This is a genomic window from Epilithonimonas sp., from assembly GCF_032054305.1.
Lineage (GTDB): Bacteria > Bacteroidota > Bacteroidia > Flavobacteriales > Weeksellaceae > Epilithonimonas.
In genome coordinates this window covers 50,296-74,676 of the sequence record NZ_DAMBSX010000009.1, presented here as the reverse complement: position 1 = coordinate 74,676, position 24,381 = coordinate 50,296, and the positions used below count along the sequence as shown (strand labels likewise).

Sequence of the window (24,381 nt, the reverse complement as noted above, 5' to 3'; positions counted from 1 at the left end):
AAATTTTAATATTAAAAACAAATTTGCAAAATCTGCCTTTTAGTGATTTGAATTTAATTCTTTACTAAAACTAAATACTCCCAAGGTTTCAGGTTGATAGTTGTCTTTTCATAATTGATATTGAAAATTTTTCCGGTGAATAATTCTCGATATTGTCCGAAATAATATTTGGTCTCAACAGTAGTCGGAAGACTTTTGTCCGAGAAGTTAAAAACCGATAAAATAGCATCATCATTTTTCTCTCTATAAAAAGAAAGTACGTCATTCATTTGATTATTTGTTACTCTGATCATTTCGCCACCCCATTTTCCGTTCCAAAGTGCTTGATTCTTATGTTTCAGATCAAATAATTTCTGATACATTCCGTAGAATTTGTGGTCTTTCCAAACGATTTCATCCTTCTCAAAAAACTCAAGGCTTCTGTCCAATCCGGCTTCTTGTCCACTGTAAACCAAAGGCATTCCATTAGCTGTTCCGCAAAGTGACATAGCAGTTTCCAATCCTTTTCCGAAATTAGAGAATTGATTGCCCTCCCAGGAGTTTTTATCGTGATTATCCGTGAACAACATTCGGTAAGAATCGTAAGGAAAACTTCCAACGTCGTGTGCCATATATTCATATAGTGCATTGGCGCCTTTTCCGCCGGTTGTTGCGAGTTTCAGTTTGTCCCAAAGCGTCCAGGAATAGGTCATGTCAAAGGATTTTCTGTAAAGGTCACGCGATTCCCATTCTGCCAGCATGAAGACTGGCTTTATCCGGTCAAGTTCCTCTCGTGCATTTTCCCAGAAATCAACCGGGATGAAACCTGCAACATCACATCTGTAACCATCAATATCGGCTTCTTTTACCCAATATCTCAGAGCACCGGTCATATACTCCCGAAAGTCAGGGTTGTTATAATCAAAATCAATGACATCATTCCAATCATACCAGGGAGTTGGCTGGAAATTACCTTCTCTGGATTTTGTGTACCAATCCGGATGTTCTTTGGCCAAAGGATTGTCCCAGGCGGAATGATTCCCCACCCAATCGATGATAACATGCATTCCCATTGCGTGGATCTTGTCAATTAAGTTTTTCAGATCCTGTAAGGTTCCGAAATCTGGATTCACACCTTTGAAATCTTTTACAGAATAATAACTTCCCAGTATTCCTTTTCTATGTTCTTCTCCAATCGGATGGATTGGCATCAGCCAAAGAATATCGACACCCATTTTTTTGAGTCTCGGCAGATGTTTTTCAAACGCCTTGAAAGTTCCCTCTTTTGTGTATTGACGGATATTGACCTCGTAGATCGTTGCATTTTTGCTCCATTCCGGATGTTTGAGCTGCAAGTAAGGCTTTGGCTGATAACGGGGATCTTTGGTCTGCGAAATTCCCAAAAAAGGAATCATCAGAATTAAAAGAAGATATTTCAGAGAATTCATAAGGCTTATATATTTCTCTAAAATTAGAAAAAAGACCAATTAAGTTATTGAATTATTTTTAATTCTTTTCGGATTAAAAAGTACAAACGCCTAATCCCAAAACAAATAAGCCATCGCCAAAATGAACAAGGCTTCCGCTAAAACAAACAAGCCTTCCGTTAAAACGAATAAGCCATCCGCCAAAGTGAATAAGTCATCCGCCAAAACAAACAAAGCTTCCGCCAAAATAAAAAGACAATTTCCAAATAAAAAAAGCATTCCGAGTTTTTTCGAAATGCTTTTTTTTAATTTTTTTTTTTTAAGAATTAAGAATACATCTGCTCTTGTAATTCTTTGATTTTTTTGTCCGATAGATATTCATCATAAGTCATATCTCTGTCGATGATTCCTTTCGGCGTCAACTCGATGATTCGGTTACAGACCGTTCCAAGCAATTCGTGGTCATGAGAAGACAACAAGATGTTTCCTTTGAAGTTATTCAATGAGTTGTTTAACGTCGTGATACTCTCCAAATCCAGGTGGTTGGTCGGTTCGTCCAAAAGAAGAACATTGGCTTTCTGAAGCATCATCCTACTGAACATACAACGCATTTTCTCGCCTCCGGAAAGAACTTTGCACGATTTTAAAGCTTCGTCTCCTGAGAACAACATTCTTCCCAGGAAACCTCTCATGAACTCTTCATGGCGCTCCTCATCATTCTTGGTAAATTGTCTCAACCAATCTACCAAGTTAAGGTCATCTTGGAAAAAATCGGTGTTGTCCAAAGGCATATAAGACTGGTTGGTCGTAACACCCCAAGCGATAGCGCCTTTATCAGCCTCTACATTTCCAGAAAGGATTTGGAAAAATTCTGTAATTGCCAATGAGTTTCTTGAAAGAACGGCAACTTTATCTCCTTTTTTAAGGTTAAGGTCAACGTTTGTGAACAATAATTCACCGTCTTTTGTTTTTTCAAGGCCTTTTACATCCAGGATCTGGTCTCCAACTTCTCTTTCCACATCAAAAATGATTGCTGGATAACGACGGGAGGAAGGTTTAATATCATCGATATTCAATTTGTCAATCATCTTTTTACGAGCTGTTGCTTGTTTAGCTTTTGCTACGTTGGAACTGAATCTCGCAATGAAATCCTGCAATTCCTTCTTCTTGTCTTCCGCCTTTTTGTTAGCCTGGGCTCTTTGTCTCGTAGCTAATTGAGATGCTTGATACCAGAAAGAGTAGTTACCTGTATACAAGTTAAGCTTGGAGTAATCCAGATCTCCGATGTGCGTACAAACTGTATCTAGGAAGTGACGGTCGTGAGATACAACGATTACTGTATTCTCATAATCAGCCAAGAAGTCTTCCAGCCAAGCAATCGTCGCAATGTCCAAGTCGTTGGTAGGCTCATCCAGGATCAAAACGTCCGGATTACCAAACAATGCCTGAGCAAGCAAGACCCTTACTTTGTCTTTGTTTTCCAATTCGCCCATCAATTGGTAATGCATATCTTCTGTAATGCCAACATTTGAAAGCAAAGTTTGTGCATCGGCTTCAGAATTCCATCCACCCATTTCGTCATAGATAACGCCCAATTCACCGGCTTTGATTCCGTCTTCATCAGAGAAATCTTCCTTTGCATAAAGTGCGTCCATCTCCTCTTTGATGTCGAAAAGTCTCTTGTTTCCTCTAAGAATGGTTTCTAAAACCGTAAAATTATCATAAGCAAAGTGGTCCTGCTCAAGAACTGACATTCTTTTTCCGTTCTCCAAAGACACATTTCCAGAAGTTGGCTCTTGTTTTCCACTTAATATTTTAAGAAATGTAGATTTTCCGGCACCATTTGCACCAATAATCCCATAACAATTTCCTTTTGTGAATTTTATATTAACTTCGTCAAAGAGAACTCTCTTCCCGAACTGTAATGATAAATTAGATACTGTTAACATATAGTTTTGTAAATTTGTCGCAAAAATACGAAAATAAGTTGGGATAGTGAAGTGTCCACAATTACTTATAATTATGAAAGTCAAAATAGAAAAATCTGTTAATATTCTTAACAAGCGTGCCCGCTTCGAATACGAAATTCTGGATGAATATGAAGCTGGAATTGTATTGACAGGCACAGAAATAAAATCCCTGCGTTCTTCCAAAGCATCTATTACGGAAAGCTTCTGTCAGTTTATTGATGATGAATTGTACGTCATTAATATGATGATAGATGAGTACAAATTAGGAACATTTTATAACCATAAAACAAAAAGGGAACGGAAGTTGCTACTGCATAATTACGAATTGCAAAAACTTAAAAAAAAGTTAAAGGATGTTGGGAATACTATAATCCCTTTGAAGTTATATATTAATAATAGCGGAAAAGCAAAATTGCTTATTTCGCTTGCCAGAGGTAAGAAACTGTATGACAAAAGGGAAGCTATAAAGGATAGAGAAAATAAAGTTAACATCGAGCGATTGTTAAAGAAAAACTAAAAAAACTTTGTTTATAAAGAAAAATTATATTTATTTTGCATTATCAATTATTTAATCATTTAATTCTATGAAAAATCTAAAATTAGGAATTTCAGCATTGGCGCTTACTGTTGCCTCTACTGTTTTCGCACAAACTACTTCTAACCCGTGGGTTATTGGAGTAGGTGCTCATGGAGTGAATCACGTTGCTCAGAGAGGTAATTTCAGCAATACTTGGTCATTCAACAATTTTAAAGACAACTTGTTTGGTGTTTCCAAATATTCTATTACACCACCACTTTCTAAATTGACAGTTGCGAGAAGCCTTAGCAAAGGTATTGTGCTTGACTGGCAAACTACTGTGGGGAATGTTGAGAATAAGAGATTTTCTATGGACAAGGAATTTTTCCTTCAAACAGGTCTTGGGGTGCAGTTCAAAGCAGCTGGTCTTTTGTGGGATGAAGAATCTTGGTTCGATCCTTACCTGAGAGTTGGTGCTAACTACTTGAGACATGATTATACAGGATTGTCTTTCCCTGCAACTGATACAAGAGGTGAGTATTATGGTGCTTATGATAAAGATGGTAACTTGACTGGGAAAGCAAATCACTTTACAGTTAGTACAGGTGCTGGTATTAATCTTTGGGTAACTAAAAACTTCGGTTTAGGTGTTCAAGGAGATTATGTAACAACTCCGGTTGATAAATCTAATGTTGCTAACTTCTGGCAAGCTTCTGCTTCATTGTTGTTCAGATTTGGTAACACTGATAGAGATAAAGATGGAATCCCAGATAAGGAAGATGCTTGTCCTGACACACCAGGTTTACCAGAATTCCAAGGATGTCCTGATACAGATGGTGATGGAGTTCCAGATAAGGATGATCAATGTCCAGATGTAGCGGGTCCAAAAGAAAATAATGGTTGTCCTTGGCCAGATACAGACGGAGACGGAGTATTAGATAAAGATGATGCTTGTGTTGATGTTCCTGGTCCAGCTGAAAACAAAGGTTGTCCTTGGCCAGATACAGACGGAGACGGAGTACTAGACAAAGATGATGCTTGTCCTACAGTTCCTGGATTGAAAGAATACCAAGGTTGTCCTAAACCTAAGAGAGTAACTGCTGAAGAGGCTGAGAAAATCTTTGGAGGTGTGTTCTTCGATTTCAATAAAGCGACTATCAAAGCTGAATCTAAAGGTGCTTTAGATGCTGCTGCTGAATTAATCAAAAAAGACGGAGGTAACTATCTATTAGAAGGTAGAACAGATGCTAAAGGTTCTGAAGCTTACAACTTGAAATTATCTAGAGAAAGAGCTGCTTCTGTAGTTGCTGCTTTAGACTCAAGAGGTGTAGATCCTACCGCTCTTAAATCTATCGGAGTAGGTAAAGCTAAAGCTACTGTTCCTGCTACTGCAACTGATGCTGAAAGACAAGTTGACAGAAAAGTAGTTGTAACAGCTATCGAAGATGCTGCACAATGGAATGCTCTTAAGAAAAGAGACTACGATGATCCAACTCCAGTAAAAGTTAAGAAAAAAGCTCCAGCTAAGAAAAAAGCTCCAGCTAAAAAGAAAAAATAATTTTAAATAATTAATTTTCTAAATATAAATACCTCCAATTCTATTGGAGGTATTTTTTTTTGTTTTCGGATTTCAGTATTTTTGTACAAATAAAATTAATCACAAAATGGGAAGAGCGTTCGAATATAGAAAAGCTTCAAAAATGGCCAGATGGGATAAGATGGCCAAAACATTTTCCAAAATAGGAAAGGATATTGCACTGGCAGTAAAAGCCGGCGGGACAGACCCGGAATCCAATCCTGCCTTAAGAAGATGTATACAAAATGCCAAAGGAGCCAATATGCCAAAAGATAACGTCGAAAGAGCTATAAAAAAGGCAAGTGGTGCAGATGCGGAAAACTATGAGGAAATCACTTACGAAGGTTATGGACAAGGCGGCGTAGCATTCTTTGTAGAATGTACGACTAATAATCCAACAAGAACTGTAGCCAATGTCAGAGCGATTTTCAACAAGTTCGACGGTAACTTAGGTAAGAATGGGGAGTTAGCTTTTATCTTCGACAGAAAAGGTATTTTCACCATTGAAAAGTCTCAAATCAAATCTGAATGGGATGATTTTGAAATGGAAATGATTGACGGTGGTGCAGAAGAAATTGACCAGGACGAAAATGAAGTATTAATTACAACAGCATTCGAAGATTTCGGTTCTATGTCTCATAAGCTTGATGAGCTTGGAATCGAGGCAAAAAGTGCCGAATTACAGAGAATTCCTAACAATACAAAAGGAATGACCGACGACCAGTTCAAAGCCAATATGAAGATGCTGGAGCGCTTTGAGGAAGATGACGATGTTCAGAATGTATTTCACAATATGGAGTTCACAGAAGAACAATTGGAATCAATGTAATTTAAAAATCCAAACATAAAAAATCCCGACTGAAAAGCCGGGATTTTTTATTTTATAAAACGCTGTTGATTATGCGTTTGGTTCAACAGAAACAAAAGATCTGTTGTTGGCTTTCTTTCTGAAAACTACTTTACCGTCTACCAATGCAAACAAAGTGTGGTCTTTACCCATACCAACATTTTCACCTGGGTGATGTTGCGTACCTCTTTGTCTGATGATGATGTTACCGGCAATAGCTTCTTGACCTCCGAAAATCTTAACACCTAGTCTTTTAGAGTGAGATTCTCTACCGTTTTTGGAACTACCGACTCCTTTCTTGTGTGCCATTTTATTTTAAGCTTTTTTGGATTAAAAATTATTCAGCTGTTTCGCTGGTTTCTGTTACTTCAGCTTTAGCAGCTTTCTTAGGAGCAGCTTTTTTAGCCTCTTTTCTCGCACTGTCAAATCCAGTAATACCAGTTACCAAAATTTGAGTTAATTGCTGTCTGTGACCATTTTTCTTAGCATAACCTTTTCTTCTTTTCTTTTTGAAAACGATTACTTTGTCAGCCTGAACGTGGTCAAGAATTTCTACATCTACGGTGATACCGCTTACAGCCGGGGCACCTACAGTTACTGCACCATTCACAGTAAGAAGAACTTTGTCAAAAGAAACTTTTGCGCCTTTATCTCCTTTCAAACGGTTCACAAACAACTTTTGGTTTTGCTCAACTTTGTATTGAAGCCCTGCTATTTCTACAATTGCAAACATTGTTTATAAATTTTTATAATTATTCGAGGTGCAAAAGTAAACATTTTGTTTGTAAATTACAACATTAATTGCAAATATTTAATTGCCTGATATTTAATATTGATTTGGGCAGCTTAATCCGCCTTCCGCTCCAATCTTTTCACTCCACTTCGTTGCGTAAAAAGGATTTCCGCTCAAGTCGGGCTGCGGATTTTAACATAAAAACAAATAGTCAGCATAAAAATATAGTTTTGTCATTCCGTAAGAATCTAAACTGCTGAGATTCCTACGGAATGACAAAGATTGTACTTGTAATTAATTATACATAAAGAATTGTTCATAAATTTGACAATTGAAAATTTCATCAATGCTAAATTTCATCAAGAAAAATATTGCGCTCATCTGGGCGAAAAAACATATCGAAAAATCCAAAAATTTTAAAACCAATGCGATTCAGAATCAGCAGGAATTGCTTTTAGATCTGGTCAAAACAGCCGAAAAAACATTATTTGGAAGAGAACATCAATTTGAAAATATCAAAACCATTGAAGATTTTCAAAATAAAGTTCCTGTTGCAGATTACGAAGATTTGAAACCTTATATCGAGAAAGTCAAAAAAGGACAAGCTAAAATCCTCTGGCCGGGATTACCGGAATATTTCGCCAAAACTTCCGGAACAACTTCCGGTTCCAAATATATTCCGATTTCCAAAGAAGCAATGCCTTTTCAGGTTGCGGCTGCCCAAAGTGCGATTTTCCATTACATTGAGAAAAAAAATAATGCGGATTTTGTCAATGGAAAAATGATTTTCCTTCAAGGTTCTCCCGAATTGGAAGAAGTCAATGGCGTAAAAACAGGAAGATTATCAGGAATCGTTGCTCATCACATCCCGAATTATCTCCAGAAAAACAGACTGCCAAGTTGGGAAACCAATTGCATCGAAGATTGGGAAACCAAAATCGATAAAATAGTAGAAGAAACCGAGAACGAAAATATGACCTTGATTTCCGGAATTCCGCCTTGGCTCATCATGTATTTCGAAAAACTCATTGAAAGAAAAGGAAAAAAAATAACCCAAATTTTCCCTAATCTTCAACTGATAATTACAGGCGGCGTTAATTATGAACCTTACCGTGAAAAGATGAACGAATTGCTTGCAAAACCAGTTGATATTGTCCAAACTTTTCCAGCGTCAGAAGGTTTCTTTGCTTTTCAGGATGATTATACAAAAGAAGGATTATTGCTTTTGACCAATCATGGAATTTTCTACGAATTCATCCCACTCGAACAATATGGAAAATCCAATGCAGAAAGATCGACATTAAAAGATGTTGAGCTGAACAAAGATTATGCGTTGATTCTGACGACCAATTCAGGACTTTGGGCATATTCGATTGGAGATGTTGTAAGGTTCATAGATAAAAATCCGTACAGAATTTTAGTTTCCGGCAGAACGAAACATTTTACTTCGGCTTTTGGGGAACACGTGATTGCGTTTGAAGTGGAAGAAGCTTTGAAGGCAACAGTTGAGAAATTTCCTGCTCAGATTACAGAGTTTCATCTTGCACCACAAGTCAATCCTGCAGAAGGTTTGCCTTACCACGAATGGTTCATCGAGTTTGAAAAAGAACCTGAAAATTTTGAAACTTTCAAATCTGAACTGGATTTTCAACTTAGACAACGGAATACTTATTATGATGATCTAATTTCAGGAAATATTCTGCAGCCATTGGTCATTACAAAACTCAAGAAGAATGCGTTTCAGTATTATGCGAAATCTGAAGGGAAACTAGGAGGACAAAATAAAATCCCAAGGCTTGCAAACGATAGAAAAATTGCAGTATATTTGGAAAAACTAAATTTAAAATGAGAACTTTTTCCTTTATTATTTCTATCCTTTTCCTTTTACAATCTTGTACCACGACTATCTATAAAAATAGCGTAAATAAAAATGATTTTTCCTCTATCAAAACGGGAAAGAACTATACATTTTATGAATACAACAAGCCTAAAAACAAAGTGAGGGTTTCCGCTGTAGAAGAAAATAAGATCGTGGGAGTTTCTAACAACCAGGAAATTACCATCGCTAAAGAGAATATTAAAACCATTAAGAAAAGCAACCCTGGAGGGACAACTGCTATCGTAGTTGGTTCTGTTGCTGGCGTAACTGCATTTGTTGCATTGATCGTTTCACTGGTTAACAATTCTACTGATAATTATTACTATTATTAGAACATAGATTTTAGATGTAAATTCAGAATATTCCAGTCCGATAAGGGCTGGAATGTTTTGTTATAAAAAAATCTTTCTGACTAAGGGCATCTTTTTTTGTTTTGGATTCTGAGACAAGCTCAGAATGACAAATTTTGAAAAAACAAAAAACCTATAGCGGACAGCGGGAATTGCCCCAAAACAATTGTTGAAGTCAATAGGTTCCAAAATTTTACAGGATTATTGGGATGTAATTGACAGGCAACGACTACTTTTGCATAATGATTTCTTTTACACCACTCCGCGTTTTAAAAAATATAGAATTTCGTCATCTACTTACAGGGAGATTTTTTCTGATTATTGCTTTCAGAATGCTCGCAACACTTCTTGGCTGGTGGGTTTATCAATTGACAAAGGATCCGTTTTCTATCGGGTTGATTGGTCTCTCGGAGGTGATTCCTGCCGTTTCCTGTGCGCTTTATGCCGGTCATATTATCGATATGAATGAGAAGAAAAGATTACTTTTGATTTGTAATTATGCGTATGTCATTCTGATTAGTTTGCTTTTGATTCCCGCATTTTTAGGGCACAAAATTCATTTTACGGGACACGAGATCACTTACTTTATTTATGCGGTCATCTTTTTTACGGGCATTTCCCGTTCGTTTCTGGGGCCGCTTGTTCCGTCTATGATTCCGAGGATTGTGAAGCAGGAAAATCTGCCTTATGCGGTGACATTGAATCAAGCGACTTTTTTGATAGCTTCGGTTTCTGGTCACGCCCTGGGAGGATTTTTGATTGCAATGATTACCATAAAATGGACTTTGGTGGTGATTGTTTGTAGTATGATTCTCGCTTCTTTGTTTTTCTGGACGATTAACCAACAACATTCTGAAAACAAAAACAAGGATATCAAGGTATTCGAAAGTATGAAGGAAGGTCTGGCTTATATCTATAAAACGAAGGAAATTCTGGGTGCTCAGATGCTGGATATGTTTGCCGTTCTCTTCGGTGGTGCAGTGGCGATGATTCCGGTTTTTGCTAGTGATATTCTGAAAGTCGGGTCGGAAGGTTTTGGATTGCTGAATGCGGCGTCTGATATTGGCTCAATGTTGATTATCATTACGCTTTCTCTGGTTCCATTAAGAAAAAATCAAGGGAAAATATTGCTTTTTGTGGCAACTGGATTTGGGTTATGTATTATCGGATTTGGATTGTCAAAACTATATTGGCTGTCATTCGCATTCTTGGTTCTAAGCGGAATGCTGGACGGAATCAGCGTAGTGATACGAGGAACAATTGTGCAATTAAAAACGCCGGAAGATATCCGTGGACGTGTTCTGAGCGTCAATTCGATTTTCATAATGTCGAGTAATGAATTGGGGCAATTTGAAAGTGGATTGACAGCGAAGCTGATGGGCGTTGTGCGTTCTGTTGTTTTTGGCGGAGCGATGACGGTTTTGACAGCATTGTTTATCGGAGCAACTTCTAAGAAGTTGAGGAAAATGGAGTATTAAAATCTGCAAAACCTCCAAACATTGTGTTTGAAACCGAATGCAATCTACGGAGGTTTAAAACAAACTTGTCTCTAACCAAAGAAGGACTACGGAAGTTTCCCGCAAGTTGTTTGAAACAAAATACAAAGTACGGAAGTCTAAAACAAGGTTGTCTGTAACCAAATACGAATGACTTTTGTTTCCCGCAAAATGTTTGGAACAAAAAACAAACTACTTCTGTTTAAAACAAGCGCGATTGTAACTAAATAAAAAAGGAAGCAAATTTTGCTTCCTTGAATTTTATATCAAACTTCTGATTTTCGCAATCATATCATCGCCCAATTTATCTGCTTCTTCCTGCGAAAAAGCTTCGGTGTAAATCCGGATAATCGGTTCCGTATTAGATTTTCTCAAATGAACCCAGTTTTCAGCAAAATCGATTTTCACACCGTCAACGGTAGAGATTTCTTCATTTTTAAATTCATCCTGAACTTTCACCAGCAAAGCATCAACATCGATTTCCGGCGTCAATTCGATTTTCTTTTTGCCCATAAAATAAGCCGGATAACCTGCTCTCAGTTCAGAAACTGTTTTATTTTCTTTAGCTAAATGTGTTAAAAACAATGCGATACCAACCAAAGAGTCACGCCCGTAATGAAGTTCCGGATAGATGATGCCACCGTTTCCTTCACCTCCGATTACGGCATTTTTTTCCTTCATCAGGTTAACGACATTCACTTCTCCAACCGCACTTGCAAAATATTCGGACTTATGGGTTTTTGCAACATCTCTCAAAGCTCGGCTAGAACTGAGATTGGAGATTGTTACACCTTTTTTATTTTTCAAAAGGTAGTCTGCAACGGCAACCAAAGTGTATTCTTCGCCAAACATTTCGCCTTTTTCATCTACCAAAGCGAGTCTGTCAACATCAGGGTCAACTACGATTCCCATATCTGCTTTTTCTTTGATGACCAGTTCGCAGATGTCACCCAAATGTTCCTTCAAAGGTTCCGGATTATGCGGAAAATGGCCGTTTGGTTCGCAATAAAGCTTTACGACTTCAACGCCCAGTTTCTCCAAAAGCGGTGGAATAGAAATTCCGCCAGTTGAATTTACAGCATCCAAAACCACTTTGAATTTCTTAGCTTTTATCGCTTCAACATTCACAGTTGGTAAGTCAAGGATTTGCTTGATGTGAATATCAAAAGCATCATCTCTGGTTTCATATTTCCCCAAATCATCCACTTCTGCATAATCAAAATCTTCAGATTCTGCCAACGCCAAAACTTCAGCACCATTCTCTCCGTTGATGAATTCGCCTTTGTCATTCAATAATTTCAAAGCGTTCCATTGTTTTGGATTGTGAGAAGCAGTCAGAATAATTCCGCCATCAGCTTTAAGTTCCGGGACCATAATTTCAACAGTTGGCGTTGTAGACAGACCTAAATCTACCACATTGATTCCAAGACCTTGCAAGGTGGAAGCGACCAAAGAAGAAACCATTTGACCGGAAATCCTCGCATCGCGACCGATAACCAAAGTCAAATCTTTTTTGTTTTTATTATTCTGTAGCCAAGTTCCGAATGCAGAAGCAAATTTTACCACATCCAGCGGTGTCAGATTATCATTGACTTTTCCGCCGATTGTTCCTCGGATTCCGGAGATTGATTTTATTAATGACATTTTATAGTTTTAAGGTTTTTTCTGATTGCAAATGTATTAAAAAGATGTGATTATGATTTTCGAATTCGTATCAAAGTGCAGGGATTTTATCCTGTATTTTTTCATAGACTTTTTTCACTTTTGCAGGTGCATTTAATCTATAACCGAGAAAAAACAGAACATAGAAATCATTATTGGTAATATTAGAACCATTGTCCTCATAATGATTACCAGAATAATTGAACTTCGAACCAAAGAAAAATTTATCAGAATTATAGCCAAGATGCAAACCTGCACCGAAGTTTTGAGTGAAAAAGTTTTGTTTCTCTTTCTCAGATTTTGTGATGTCTGATTTGTAATTGCTCCATTTTTTTCCTAGTCCTGCAAAGGCAAAAGGAGCAATGTTAAAATGCTTTGTCACTACATAATTGTAATAATAGGCGACATCAAAATTCAAATTTAGCTGATGCTCGCGAGATTTTATTGAATTTAATTGGTCTGAAAAAATTACATAATCATAGTTGAGCGACGGCACAAAACTTCCACTGCTGTTTTCCTGCCATTCTTTTTGATAATAAATTCCCTTCAGAGAAAAATTCTTGTTGAAAATATAGGAAGTAGAACCACCCAAACTTTGAATCCTCAAATCCGGAAATGTCAAATAAACGTCTTTTCCTTTTTGCCAATCACTCACGAAATCGCGTGTATTGCTGATATAATAACCTTTACTATTCTTATAAGAAAGAGTCTGGATAATATTCTTCGGAAAGAATCTGAAAGTATAATTAGTAAAACTGCTTTTGCCCTTCAAATCGTTATTGTTTCCTTGAAGAAAATCAGGTGCAAAAGAAATAGTCGCATTGATGAATTTATAATCTATCCCGAAAGTGGTGTTGATTTTATTATTGAGATTCAGTCTGGGTTTGATGTCTAATTCCCTAGAAGAAATCACATAATTATCAATGTTTGTGTTAAGATTGAAACGAAGGATGATTTTTTCATCATACGAAATCACATTCTTATTAATGCTGTCATTCTGTGCAAATGTTGATATGCAGAAATTGAGCAAAATAAAAGTGAGAATTCGCATTGATGAGTTTCTAAGTCTAAAATACGAACTTTTTTTGTTTTAAGAACAACCACAATCCGGGCCGCAGTTTTTTCCGTTATCTTTCTTGGAAAACGTTTTTGAGAGTTTTCGGACAATCGCATAAACGGCCACTAAAACAATAACGCCGACGATAATATATTGTATAATTAGAGAATTGTCCATTTTAAAATTACTTCAAAATTTGATAAACAATCAACGCCGAGAAGTATGCCAAGATTGTCATTGAAACGGTTTGTAACATTGTCCATTTCAAGCTTCTTGTTTCTCTGTAAACAACGGCAATGGTGGAAATACATTGCATTGCGAATGCATAAAAAATCAAAATCGAGACACCTGTTGCAAAACTGAAAACCTTTTCGCCATTCGGTTTGATGTCCAATCTCATTTTTTCAATTAATTTTCCTTCCGGTGCTTCATCGTCCAAACTGTAAAGTGTAGATAATGTTCCGACGAAAACTTCTCTTGCTGCAAAACTTGTCAGGATTCCGATTCCCATTTTCCAGTCGTAGCCGAGTGGCGCAATCGCGGGTTCCATCGTCCTTCCGATTCTTCCCAGATAAGAATGGTCGAGCGAAGAATCTGTTGCTAAAACTTCATTATTATGTTGTGGCGGGCCAAAATAACTCAAGGCCCAAAGAATAATGCTGACCGTAAAAATCACTTTTCCAGCACCGGAAATAAATTCCCAGACTTTTCCCAAAACTAATTTGAAATCATAACCAAACAACGGCATTTTGTAAGTTGGCAAATCCATTACCAGGAAACTTTTGATTTTGGTTTTGATGAAATTTTTCAGAATTAGTGAAGACAATAATGCCATCAAGAATCCTAACAGATACATTATCATTAAGGTAATCGCTCTGTATTTGATGCCGTAAAAACTCTCGTCGGGAATAATCAATCCAATAATAATACTGTAAATCGGAAGTCTCGCAGAACACGTCATAAAAGGCGTTACGAGAATGGTGATCAATCTTTCTTTGACATTTTCGATGTTTCTGGTCGACATGATCGCCGGAATTGCACAAGCTGTTCCGGAAACCAATGGAACAATACTTTTTCCGTTCAATCCAAAAGGTCTTAGCATCCTGTCCATCAAAAAAACAACTCTCGCCATATATCCAGAATCTTCTAACAAATAAAGGAAATAAAGCAAAATCCCGATTTGTGGTGCAAAAACTAGAATCCCACCAATTCCTGGAATAATTCCGCTGGAAACCAACGAATTGATTGGTCCTTCCGGAAGATGTTCGCCTGAAAACTCTGATAACCAAGTGAAGAAATCCTCAATCCAAGTCATTGGATATTCTGCAAGGAAGAAAACACTCTGGAAAATCAATAATAGAATTAATAAGAAAACGACGTAACCCCAAACTTTATGAACCAGAACTTTGTCCAATTTTTCCGTTAATAATTCTTTTAGCTGTGGTTTTTTCTCCGTGATTTCGGAAGTAATTTTATCAATATTCTGATAACGTCTTACCGTTTCTGTGATTTGTAATCTTTTTGGAACACTACATTTGGTGTCTTCCTGAGTGATAATCTCGTGGATGTTTTCAATTTTCCCGAGATAAGTATCCGCCGCTAAAAGTGTCCAGATTTTGTATAAGTTCTTTTCAGATGTATTAGAGGAAATCTTATAAACCAAAGATTTTTGTTCTAATGGAATTTCGAAAGAGTTGGTCTCTGCAATTTTGAAATCATTATTAAAAACCGCCTCACGAACCGTTTCTATTCCAATATTATTTTTAGCGTTGGTTTCAAAAACCGGAATATTCAGAATCTCGGATAAATTTTTTGTGTCAATTGTGATGCCGCGTTTTTCCGCCTCATCAATCTGATTGACAACCATAATCGCCGGAATTCCCAAATCCTGAATCTGCTGAAACAACAACAGACTTCTTCGCATATTAATCGCGTCTGCGATATAAACGACGCCGGAATAATTTTCCTGCTCCTGAATCAGATAGCGGGAAAAAATAGCTTCATCTTCGGAAGTTGGGTAAATGCTGTAAGAACCAGGCAAATCGATAACCTCGATTTCCTCATTTTTGTAAATGTAATTTCCGGAATGGCTTGCAACCGTAACACCAGCGTAGTTTCCCGTTTTTTGTTTTCTGTTACAAAGAATATTGAAAAGGGTGGATTTCCCGACATTGGGATTTCCTACCAACAGAATTTGTTTTTGTTTTTTCTCCTGCATTACTCCGAAACTTCTACCTGAATAAATCTTGCTTCTGCTTCTCTCAGGGCGATTCTGGTTTTATCCGAACCGTATTCTATATAAAGAGGTCCATTAAAAGGAGCCTGATAAAGAACTCTGAATGTAGTTTCCGGAAGCAATCCCATTTCGATTATTTTGGTTGGCATCTGAAGGTTTTCGTTGTCGTAACCAAGAATTTTCCCGATTTTATTTTTCGGAAAACAACAGAGCTTATCGATGTGTTTTGTTTGCAAGACTAAAATTTTTGGACTACAAAGATAGCTTATTTCAAATTAATCTAAATAAGATGTTTGTCACAAAAAAACCGGAAATTTAATTTCCGGTTTCTTATTTATTTTTTCTTTTTCTCTGTGACTTGTACCACTTCTATCGGGTTGTCATTAGCATTAAAGAAATCTTTGGCGATTTTTTCCTGATTCTTCATCATTTCTCCAATTGTCATATCGCTTCCTGGCATTTTCATCGTTAGCATATTTTGCGGAACTTGAGCTCTCCATTCTGCCATTGGGTCTTGTTTGTAGGCGGAGTAAGCTTTGTCAAACTTATCTTTCGGAATTATTTTTTTCTCATTACTTATCATTCCGGATTGTGCCTGTAATTCTTCTACATAAGAAAACTCCTTCCAGTCTTTTACAGATTTGTTTCCGGATAATAACCAGGAGTAATTTTTGCCCTCGTCCTCAATTTTCACGATTAATCCAGGTAGTCCGTAGAATTTGTAAGGTCCATCCTGGAAAGGAATGTCTGTTGAAAACCAAGCTGTCCATTTTCTGCCACCGAATTCTGTTGTTGCTTTTTGTGTGTTGTATTCTCCGATTTTTTCTTTGTCAGAAAGGATTTTCCAGTCAAATTTTATTGTTTCCTCGTAAGCGAAAAGATTTTTGCTGATTCTATCCACATATTGCTCTTTCATATCAGGATAGATTTTATATATCTTGAAAGCGAATTTTGGCATTTTTATCGTTTTCGATAAGTCTTTCCATGTTTTGCTTTTCTGCATTTCTTCCACCGCCATTTTGATGATAGAATCTTGAGCTGTGATGGTAAAATCCTGATAGATTGATTTATCTTTCACAATATCAAGCGTTGCCATTACTTTATCAATTTTTGCCGAATCTTTTTTTGGCTTGAAACTTAATTCATAAAAGAAACGATTAGCTGTTTCTTGTGCAGAAACCATTAATCCTAATAATAACAAAGGAAGAATGACTAATTTTTTGAGAGATTTCATATTTTTTTATTTCTTGTTTCTGACTAATTAGTGCAGGATTCTGAAAAATGTTACAGAATTATTGATACATTTTTTTGATTGATTCATTCATCAATTGATAGATTTTCAAATGTTCTTCGTCGGTAATCAATTCTTCGTGAATCTTTAGAACTCTTTTGTCGCCTCTTACGGCAGGCCCTGTTTGCGCAGATTTTGGCTCCAGATGATGGATTTTCTCAATAGTTTCATCAATCAAAGGGATAAAATAATTAAAATCTAAGTCCTGAGAATCCGAAATTTCCTTCGCTCTTGCGAAAAGATGATTAACAAAGTTACAGGCAAAAACTGCGGTCAAATGGATGTATTTTCTTTTTTCATAATCCGAAGTTTCAACATTTTCGGAAATAATCGAAGCCAATTCAAATAATGATTTTTCATCAATCTGATTTTCAGCTTCTATGAAAAAAGGAATTTTGGAATAATCGAGATTTTTGGTTTTTGAGAAAGTTTGCAAAGGATAGAAGCTTGCTTTTCTGTAATTGCCTTTCAAGATTTCCATTGGAAGCGAGCCGGAAGTGTGAGCAACCAAAGTATTTTCTTTTTTAATTAATTCTGAAACTTCTTCAACCGAAGAATCTGAAACAGAAATCAAATAAAAATCGGCATCTTCCAATTTCTCAGTCGAAAAAGGAATATTGAATTCTTCAGATATTTTTTTTAATTCAATTTCATTTCGCCCAAAAATTTGATGAACTTTAATATTATTTTGGGTAAAAGCTTTTGCTAAATGATAAGCGACATTTCCCGAACCGATAATTACTGTTTGCATCTAACAAAGGTAATAATTTGATAAATTGAAATGACTTATTAATAGAAAAGGCTTGATTTTGGATTGAGGTTTTTCAAAGAAAATTGAAAAAATAATTTAACTTTGGTCTTATTTTTTAATCAAAACAACGAAACATCTGAATGAAGCTCAAGGATGAGGAAATTGTAAAGCTTTTAACTGCACCTCAGACTGTAGAGAAAGGTTTGCGCGCGATGATGGATATCTATCAGAGTCGTCTTTATTGGCATATCAGGCGATTGATTGTTGATCATGACCAGGCGCAGGATGTTTTACAGGATACCTTTATCAAGGCGTATCAGAACATTCATCAGTTCAAGAGCGATAGCAAATTGTACACTTGGCTCTATAGAATCGCAACCAACGAATCTTTGCAGCAGCTCAACAAGATGAACCGAATGAAGAAAACAGACGAAGATGCAGAATATCATATGCAGAATCTGGTTGCTGATAGCGATGGGAAAGATGGAGAAGAGATTATGATATTGCTCCAAAAAGCGATACAGACTTTGCCGGAAAAGCAAAAACTGGTCTTCAATATGCGATATTATGATGATTTGCCCTATGAAGAGATTTCGAAGATATTGGATATGTCGGTCGGAACTCTGAAAACCAATTATCACTACGCAAAAGATAAGGTTGAACAATATATAAAAGATAATTACTCAGAAGAGTTTTAAGTTATAAAAGTTATGAAAATCGATATAGAAAAACTGAACAGGAAAATGCCTTACCCGGAGCCTTCGGACGATTTTTTCAAAACGCTTCAGGATAATGTGATTTTGAAAACAATTGGAGAACAACAAGTTGTAGTTAAGAAAGAAGCAAAAATTTTCTCTCCGAATTTCAAGTGGATGGCTGCGGCAGCAGTTGTTTTGATTGCAGGAATTACTGCGTTTTTTGGACTTAATGATAATCTAGAAATGCAAATGGCTCAACAAAAACCAATTATTGATAGCGTTTACGAAATTCATTCTACTGAACAAAAACCTGCCAATACAATGGCTGATAATCATTCTGCTTCAAATCAAACTCCATCTGTTGGGCGTAAAGTTGAGCATTTGAAATCGCATCCATCTATTAATAATTTAAACTTAGCTAAGTCTGAAAATCATAGAAGCAATAGTTTTGATAATACAGATAGACAAAGTTATGCTGTAGAAACAAAAAGAAGATCTGAATCTGAAGTTGAAAAAGTTCTTGTAGCTTTTACTCCCGACCAGATAAAAGATATTGATAGAAATAGTGAACAGGATGTTTACCTTGACCTTTATAATTAATAACAAAATATTAGAGAGATGAAAAAATTGTTATTGACTATTTTGATCGCAGGATTATTTTCTGCGCACACAGCAAGAGGACAAGAACGCAGATCGGGAAATACAAATACAACACAAAGAAGCACTCCAAATTCTTCTTTAAGAAATAGTTCAACGTCAGCATCATCTTTATCGCCTGCTGGAACTTATCAGAGACAAACGAGTATTCCTAGAGCATCTGAATGGAAAACGATGAATATCGATGAAAAAAGAACAGCGGTAAGTAATATGTCCGTAAAGGAACGTTCGGCTTTTCTCCAAAAAATGAAAGAGAATATAGCTATTGATGACCTGGACATCCCAGCAGACAAACAAGAGGAGTTCAAAAGTCTTTTCGCTGAATATCAGAGTAATCAGAAACAGATAAAGGAAAAATTCAATTCCGATAAGAATTTTGATAAACTTTCTGATGAGGAGGCAACCAATCGATTGAATCAGAGTTTTGAAGTTGGGCAACAGTTACTTAATAATAGAAGAAATTATGCGGACAAATTTTTAAAGATTCTGACGCCACAACAGGTTTTGAAGCTTTTCCAGAACGAAGGCAAAATGCGCGAAAAGATACTGGATAAGAAAAACGATAAATAGAATAAAAAAACCTCTAAATCTTAGAGGTTTTTTTATTTTATCAGGCACATTTACAAATGTATCCAAATTATTTTTCCTATTCTCTTAAAAATATGTATTTTCGCAAACTGATTATAAACACATAATATAAAATGGCAATTTTAGGCGAAATTAGAAAAAGGTCGTGGCTATTATTAGGCGTCATAGCTTTAGGATTAGTATCATTTCTTTTTAATGCTGACACCTTTGACAAGATGTTTTCAAAGAATCCGAATGTTTTCGGGAAGGTAAATGGTGACGATATTACGAGAGATGAGTTCAACGACCAGCTTTTCATAATGCAGCAACAGGCCCAGCAACAAGGGCAACCGACCAAAGGTCTTGAAGAGCAAGCCTGGCAAATTCTTGTCCAGTCAAAATTGATAAAACAACAGTTTGATAAAATGGGGCTGAAACTTACAGACGAGATATTCTGGAGTCAGCTTCAGTATGACCCGATTTTTGCTCAAAGTCAGCAATACTTTGATGAAAAAGGAAATTTCAAACTGCAGCAACTTAAGTCAGAAATAGAAGCGTCTCAAGCTACGAATCCTGAAAGTTATTCTTATTGGTTGAAAAACAAAAAAGCAATCGAGTACAGAATGATGGCAAGAATGCTTTTCGGAAACTTGACCTCTGGTATCACGACCAGCAAAAAAGAAGCTGAGTTGATGATGAAGTTCCGTGATGATATGGCCAACATCGATTTCGTAAAAGTTGACTATCTTGAGTTTTCTAAAAAGAACAACGTAAAAGTTACAACTCAGGATCTTGCTGACTATATCAAGCAGCATCCAACAAGATTCAAAGCAACTGCAAGCAGAAACTTGGCATATGCTTATTTCCCAGCTGCACCAAGTGCACAGGATGATGCAGCAACGCTTAACGAGATCAACAAGCTTTTCCTTAAAGGAACAGATGCTTCTAACGGAACAGAGAACTTTCAAAATACAAAGAATGACTCAATGTTTGTAGAGCTTAATTCTGATGTTCCCTTTATTCCTCAATATGTAAGTCCTACACAATTGCCAGCAGAACTTAAAGATAAAATTGCCACAGCCGCAATCGGTCAGACTTTTGGACCTTACAAAGAGCAAAGCCTTTATGTGGTTTCAAAATTATTAGATAAAAAAGCATCTGACTCTACTTTGTCAAAGCATATCCTGATTGCCTATAAAGGTGCCGAAAGATCAACGTCTAACAGGACTAAAGAGGCAGCTAAGAAAACTGCAGATAGTTTATTGGCTGTCATCAAAGCTGATCCTTCGAAATTTGCTGATGGACTTAAATTGTCTGATGAACCAAATGCTGTTGAAAGAAACGGAAGTGTAGGCTGGACTACTCCGGCAAGTCAGTTCGCGCCAGGATATTTGAGCTTTTTAGCCAATAATCCTAAAGGAGCAACAGGATTGCAGGAAACGGCTTTCGGATATCACATTATTAATGTTGAAGACAAAAAATCTGGGGCAATGACCTACAAAATTGCTCACCTTGCTAAAGCTATCAAAGCTTCTGACAAAACAGAAAACCAAGTGTTGACCCAAGCTACAAGATTTATCCAACAGACAGAAGGTAAAAGCTTTAATCAATTCAAAAGTCTGGCTGAAAAAAATAAATACAGATTCGATAATCCTAAATCTGTAGGCCGTTTCCAGGGAACGCTTCCAGGTCTTAATACTGATAAAGATTCTGATGTGATTGCTTGGGCTTTCGATAAGAAAAGAAATGTTGGAGATACAGACATCTTTACCGTAGAAGGAACAGGTGACAGAATCGTAGCCTACGTTGTAGGAAAACAGGACGAAGGTCTTGCCGATCCGGAAACTGTAAGAGATCAGATCGAACCTGTTGTGAAGAATAAAATTCTTGCTAAGAAGATCATCGAAAAGATCAATGCAGGAAAATATGCATCTCTTGATCAGGCAGCAAAAGCTTTTGGCACTACAAAAGGAAGTGCAGATGTCAACCTATTCAATCCTGCTGTAAATGGAGCGATGGAACCTAAAGTTGCTGGAGCTGCATTTGGAGTAGCTGCAAACAAATTATCTCAGCCAATCGAAGGGATGACAGGTGTTTATCTGGTAGTTAAAAAATCTGTTAAGACCAACAAATTGCCAGGAGATATCAAACAGATCACGGAGTCTATCAATCAGCAGAATTCTCAACAGTTTACAGGTGCATTCCTAAAGAGCCTTCAGGATAATGCCGATATCAAGGATTATAGAATAGAAGTTTGGGACAAAGCGGCTCAATAATTAGATTCAATATTATATCAAAATAAACAGAAGCGGCATGATTGTCGCTTTTGTTGTTTTTTTATTTATAATAATTATAGATCCAATATTCTTATATTTGCTAATTAGTAAAAACCAACAAAAACGTGAAGTTAAGTAAAGAATTAAAAACAGGATTGATTGCCATATTTGCTATTATTAGCTTTGTCGTGCTTTATCAATTTATGAAAGGGAAAAACCTTTTTACTACTGATAATATCTTCTATGTAAAGTATGACAATGTGGAAGGTCTTTCTGTTTCCAATCCCGTTTCTATAAATGGATTAAAAGTAGGACAGGTAGATGAGATAAAACCAATAGCCAACAGTGGAAAATTACATTTTGTCGTGAAATTGACAGTTGATGATAATTTTGAATTCTCAAAGAACTCTACGGTTGAGATCTTCGAACCGGGATTGATGTCTGGAAAAGAGATCAAGATCAATCTATTCTACGGTGGAGATACAGCAAAAGACGGAGATACTTTAAAAGGTAATTATCAATTATCGATGCTGAATTCATTGTCCTCCCAAGTAAAACCGGTAAAAGATCAATTGTCCGGAGTCTTGTTGAAGTTAGATTCAACCTTAGCAAGTACTAATAAAATTGTAGATGAGCAGAATAGAAGGGAGATCAAATTATTGCTGGGCAATCTCAACAGGACGATCGAGTCCTTCAAAGCGACTTCCGATAGAACCAACGGTATTTTGGCGAGCAACGAAAAAGGTCTGCACGAAGTGGTTGCAAGCGCCAATCAAGCAATGATAACAGCCAATAAAACATTGGATAAATATGGCTCTGTTGCTGAACGTGTGGATATTGAGAAATTGAATGGGACAATCGATCAGTTTAATCAGACTGCTAATAAATTGAATAACGTTATTTCCGGCATACAAAACGGAGAGGGTTCTCTTGGTAAATTGGCAAAAGATGAAGAGCTTTACAACAATCTAACAAAGACTTCTAATAATCTTAATGAGCTAGTGGTAGATTTTAAGGCCAACCCAAAAAGATATTTGAATTTCTCTGTTTTTGGAAAAAACTCGGATAAAAAATAACTATGCAATATATTGACAATGTAATCTTTTTAATTCTTTTGGTGGCAGGCTTTGGATTATTTGCCAAAAGTCTAAAAGAATTATATCGCAATATCAAATTAGGCAGAGAGATCAACCGAACTGACAGGAAATCGGAGCGTTGGGCAATCATGACAAGAGTTGCTCTTGGGCAGAGTAAAATGGTAAAACGTCCTATTGCCGGTATTCTACATATTTTTGTATATGTCGGATTCGTGATTATCAATATAGAATTATTGGAGATCATTATTGACGGGATTTTCGGGACACATCGTTTTTTAGATAGCATTTTAGGGGATTCTGTTTATTCATTTTTTACAGGGACCTTAGAAGTTTTAGCGGCTTTGGTCGTATTGGCAGTTGTCGTGTTTTTTATCAGAAGAAATTTTTATGGTGTCAAGAGATTGACGATGAAAGAATTGTTCGGCTGGCCAAAACAAGATGCCAATTGGATCCTGATCATCGAATTCTCTTTGATGGTCGCTTTCTTCACGATGAACGGTGCAGATTATTATTCGGATTCAGTTCGTTTTGGTTCTAATTTTCCTATTTCAAAATATTTGTTTCCTTTCTTTCAGAATTTTAGTTTGGAAACACTTCATATTATAGAAAAATCAGCTTGGTGGTTTCACTTTGTCGGGATTTTGTTCTTTATGAATTATCTGTATTATTCCAAACATCTTCATATCATTTTAGCTTTTCCGAATACATGGTTTGCGAATCTTGAGAAAAAAGGCAAGTTCAACAATTTGGATTCTGTTACGAAGGAGATCAAGTTGATGATGGACCCGAATGCCAACCCTTATGCGGCTCCCGTTGAAAGTGAGGCGGAAGCTCCTGCGAAGTTTGGAGCTGAAGATATCTTTGACCTCAATCAGCATCAGTTGATGAGTGCCTATTCTTGCACAGAATGTGGAAGATGTACTTCTGTCTGCCCGGCGAATATCACGGGGAAAAAATTATCTCCAAGATTGATCATGATGAAGACCAGAGATCGTCTGGAAGAAGTCGGTAAAAATCTTAATAAAAATGGGGGTAAGTTTGTTGATGACGGAAAAAAACTATTGAATGATTACATTACCAAAGAAGAACTTTGGGCGTGTACCACTTGTAATGCCTGTGTAGAAGCGTGTCCTGTTCTGATTGACCCATTGTCCATCATTTTTGAGATGAGAAGATTCCTGGTAATGGAACAATCCGCAGCGCCTACAGAATTGAATCTGATGATGAACAATGTCGAGAACAATGCTGCACCTTGGCAATATAACCAGGCAGATCGTTTGAACTGGGCTAATGACTGATTTTGAGTAAAGTACGT

24 protein-coding genes are annotated in these 24,381 nt (G+C 36.7%); 12 read left to right on the top strand and 12 right to left on the bottom strand.

What is annotated here, in order from left to right; genetic code table 11:
* Positions 1–53: 53 nt before the first annotated feature.
* From RTX21_RS17370 to RTX21_RS17360, 3 genes are all read right to left on the bottom strand, one after another.
* Positions 54–1,427 carry an alpha-amylase family glycosyl hydrolase gene (locus RTX21_RS17370; protein WP_312769715.1) on the bottom strand — a complete coding sequence of 458 codons (1,374 nt, stop codon included), beginning with the start codon at positions 1,425–1,427 and terminating at the stop codon, positions 54–56.
* A 90-nt stretch (positions 1,428–1,517) separates the two neighbouring features.
* Complete coding sequence (locus RTX21_RS17365; protein ID WP_312769714.1) at positions 1,518–1,685, bottom strand: hypothetical protein; 168 nt, start codon at positions 1,683–1,685, stop codon at positions 1,518–1,520.
* 47 nt (positions 1,686–1,732) lie between these two features.
* The gene (locus RTX21_RS17360) at positions 1,733–3,355 is read right to left on the bottom strand and encodes an ATP-binding cassette domain-containing protein (RefSeq protein WP_312769712.1); all 1,623 of its coding nucleotides are present in this window, start codon (positions 3,353–3,355) and stop codon (positions 1,733–1,735) included.
* Between the two features lie 73 nt (positions 3,356–3,428).
* On the opposite strand from RTX21_RS17360, the gene smpB reads away from it, so the two are divergent.
* From smpB to RTX21_RS17345, 3 genes are all read left to right on the top strand, one after another.
* Positions 3,429–3,893: an SsrA-binding protein SmpB gene (gene smpB, locus RTX21_RS17355; protein WP_312769710.1), complete on the top strand. Its 465-nt coding sequence runs from the start codon at positions 3,429–3,431 to the stop codon at positions 3,891–3,893.
* Between the two features lie 67 nt (positions 3,894–3,960).
* A complete protein-coding gene (locus RTX21_RS17350; RefSeq protein WP_312769708.1) occupies positions 3,961–5,451 on the top strand; it encodes an OmpA family protein in 1,491 nt (496 codons plus the stop codon).
* A gap of 106 nt (positions 5,452–5,557) precedes the next feature.
* Positions 5,558–6,298 carry a YebC/PmpR family DNA-binding transcriptional regulator gene (locus RTX21_RS17345; RefSeq protein WP_312769706.1) on the top strand — a complete coding sequence of 247 codons (741 nt, stop codon included), beginning with the start codon at positions 5,558–5,560 and terminating at the stop codon, positions 6,296–6,298.
* A 69-nt stretch (positions 6,299–6,367) separates the two neighbouring features.
* Here RTX21_RS17345 and rpmA read toward each other — a convergent pair whose 3' ends face one another.
* Both rpmA and rplU read right to left on the bottom strand, forming a co-directional pair.
* A complete protein-coding gene (rpmA, locus tag RTX21_RS17340; RefSeq protein WP_007842221.1) occupies positions 6,368–6,625 on the bottom strand; it encodes a 50S ribosomal protein L27 in 258 nt (85 codons plus the stop codon).
* 28 nt (positions 6,626–6,653) lie between these two features.
* Positions 6,654–7,049, bottom strand: a complete 396-nt coding sequence (rplU, locus tag RTX21_RS17335; protein ID WP_312769703.1) for a 50S ribosomal protein L21 — start codon at positions 7,047–7,049, stop codon at positions 6,654–6,656.
* Positions 7,050–7,395: 346 nt separating this feature from the next.
* On the opposite strand from rplU, the gene RTX21_RS17330 reads away from it, so the two are divergent.
* The 3 genes from RTX21_RS17330 to RTX21_RS17320 all read left to right on the top strand — a co-directional run bounded on the left by RTX21_RS17330 (position 7,396) and on the right by RTX21_RS17320 (position 10,756).
* Positions 7,396–8,898 carry a GH3 auxin-responsive promoter family protein gene (locus tag RTX21_RS17330; protein WP_312769701.1) on the top strand — a complete coding sequence of 501 codons (1,503 nt, stop codon included), beginning with the start codon at positions 7,396–7,398 and terminating at the stop codon, positions 8,896–8,898.
* Entirely contained in the window at positions 8,895–9,260 is a 366-nt protein-coding gene (locus RTX21_RS17325) for a hypothetical protein (protein WP_312769699.1), read from the top strand. Before RTX21_RS17330 ends, RTX21_RS17325 begins: the two co-directional genes overlap by 4 nt.
* Before the next feature lie 260 nt (positions 9,261–9,520).
* Positions 9,521–10,756, top strand: coding sequence for an MFS transporter (locus RTX21_RS17320; RefSeq protein ID WP_312769697.1), 1,236 nt, complete (start codon positions 9,521–9,523; stop codon positions 10,754–10,756).
* Between the two features lie 279 nt (positions 10,757–11,035).
* Here the strand turns inward: RTX21_RS17320 and glmM are convergent, their stop codons facing one another.
* The 7 genes from glmM to RTX21_RS17290 all read right to left on the bottom strand — a co-directional run bounded on the left by glmM (position 11,036) and on the right by RTX21_RS17290 (position 17,771).
* Positions 11,036–12,418, bottom strand: a complete 1,383-nt coding sequence (gene glmM, locus RTX21_RS17315; RefSeq protein ID WP_312769696.1) for a phosphoglucosamine mutase — start codon at positions 12,416–12,418, stop codon at positions 11,036–11,038.
* 70 nt (positions 12,419–12,488) lie between these two features.
* A complete protein-coding gene (locus RTX21_RS17310) occupies positions 12,489–13,487 on the bottom strand; it encodes a DUF4421 family protein (RefSeq protein WP_312769694.1) in 999 nt (332 codons plus the stop codon).
* Positions 13,488–13,526: 39 nt separating this feature from the next.
* Positions 13,527–13,670, bottom strand: coding sequence for a FeoB-associated Cys-rich membrane protein (locus tag RTX21_RS18040; RefSeq protein ID WP_409414994.1), 144 nt, complete (start codon positions 13,668–13,670; stop codon positions 13,527–13,529).
* A gap of 7 nt (positions 13,671–13,677) precedes the next feature.
* On the bottom strand, positions 13,678–15,711 hold the full coding sequence (gene feoB, locus RTX21_RS17305) for a ferrous iron transport protein B (protein WP_312769691.1): 2,034 nt from the start codon (positions 15,709–15,711) through the stop codon (positions 13,678–13,680).
* Positions 15,711–15,965 carry a FeoA family protein gene (locus RTX21_RS17300; RefSeq protein WP_074235714.1) on the bottom strand — a complete coding sequence of 85 codons (255 nt, stop codon included), beginning with the start codon at positions 15,963–15,965 and terminating at the stop codon, positions 15,711–15,713. The genes feoB and RTX21_RS17300 overlap by 1 nt, the downstream gene beginning before the upstream one ends.
* Positions 15,966–16,063: 98 nt before the next feature.
* Positions 16,064–16,963 (bottom strand): GLPGLI family protein, encoded by a 900-nt coding sequence (locus RTX21_RS17295; protein WP_312769690.1) that lies wholly within the window; start codon positions 16,961–16,963, stop codon positions 16,064–16,066.
* A 58-nt stretch (positions 16,964–17,021) separates the two neighbouring features.
* Complete coding sequence (locus RTX21_RS17290) at positions 17,022–17,771, bottom strand: DUF2520 domain-containing protein (RefSeq protein WP_312769689.1); 750 nt, start codon at positions 17,769–17,771, stop codon at positions 17,022–17,024.
* 140 nt (positions 17,772–17,911) lie between these two features.
* Here RTX21_RS17290 and RTX21_RS17285 point away from each other — a divergent pair, with 140 nt between their 5' ends.
* From RTX21_RS17285 to RTX21_RS17260, 6 genes are all read left to right on the top strand, one after another.
* Positions 17,912–18,469: a sigma-70 family RNA polymerase sigma factor gene (locus RTX21_RS17285; protein ID WP_312769688.1), complete on the top strand. Its 558-nt coding sequence runs from the start codon at positions 17,912–17,914 to the stop codon at positions 18,467–18,469.
* A gap of 12 nt (positions 18,470–18,481) precedes the next feature.
* Positions 18,482–19,069 (top strand): hypothetical protein, encoded by a 588-nt coding sequence (locus RTX21_RS17280; RefSeq protein WP_312769686.1) that lies wholly within the window; start codon positions 18,482–18,484, stop codon positions 19,067–19,069.
* 18 nt (positions 19,070–19,087) lie between these two features.
* Positions 19,088–19,696: a hypothetical protein gene (locus RTX21_RS17275; protein WP_312769685.1), complete on the top strand. Its 609-nt coding sequence runs from the start codon at positions 19,088–19,090 to the stop codon at positions 19,694–19,696.
* Between the two features lie 131 nt (positions 19,697–19,827).
* Positions 19,828–21,969: a SurA N-terminal domain-containing protein gene (locus RTX21_RS17270; protein ID WP_312769682.1), complete on the top strand. Its 2,142-nt coding sequence runs from the start codon at positions 19,828–19,830 to the stop codon at positions 21,967–21,969.
* Positions 21,970–22,094: 125 nt separating this feature from the next.
* Entirely contained in the window at positions 22,095–23,045 is a 951-nt protein-coding gene (locus tag RTX21_RS17265) for an MlaD family protein (RefSeq protein WP_312769679.1), read from the top strand.
* Between the two features lie 2 nt (positions 23,046–23,047).
* On the top strand, positions 23,048–24,364 hold the full coding sequence (locus tag RTX21_RS17260; protein ID WP_312769677.1) for a (Fe-S)-binding protein: 1,317 nt from the start codon (positions 23,048–23,050) through the stop codon (positions 24,362–24,364).
* The last annotated feature ends 17 nt before the right edge of the window (positions 24,365–24,381 follow it).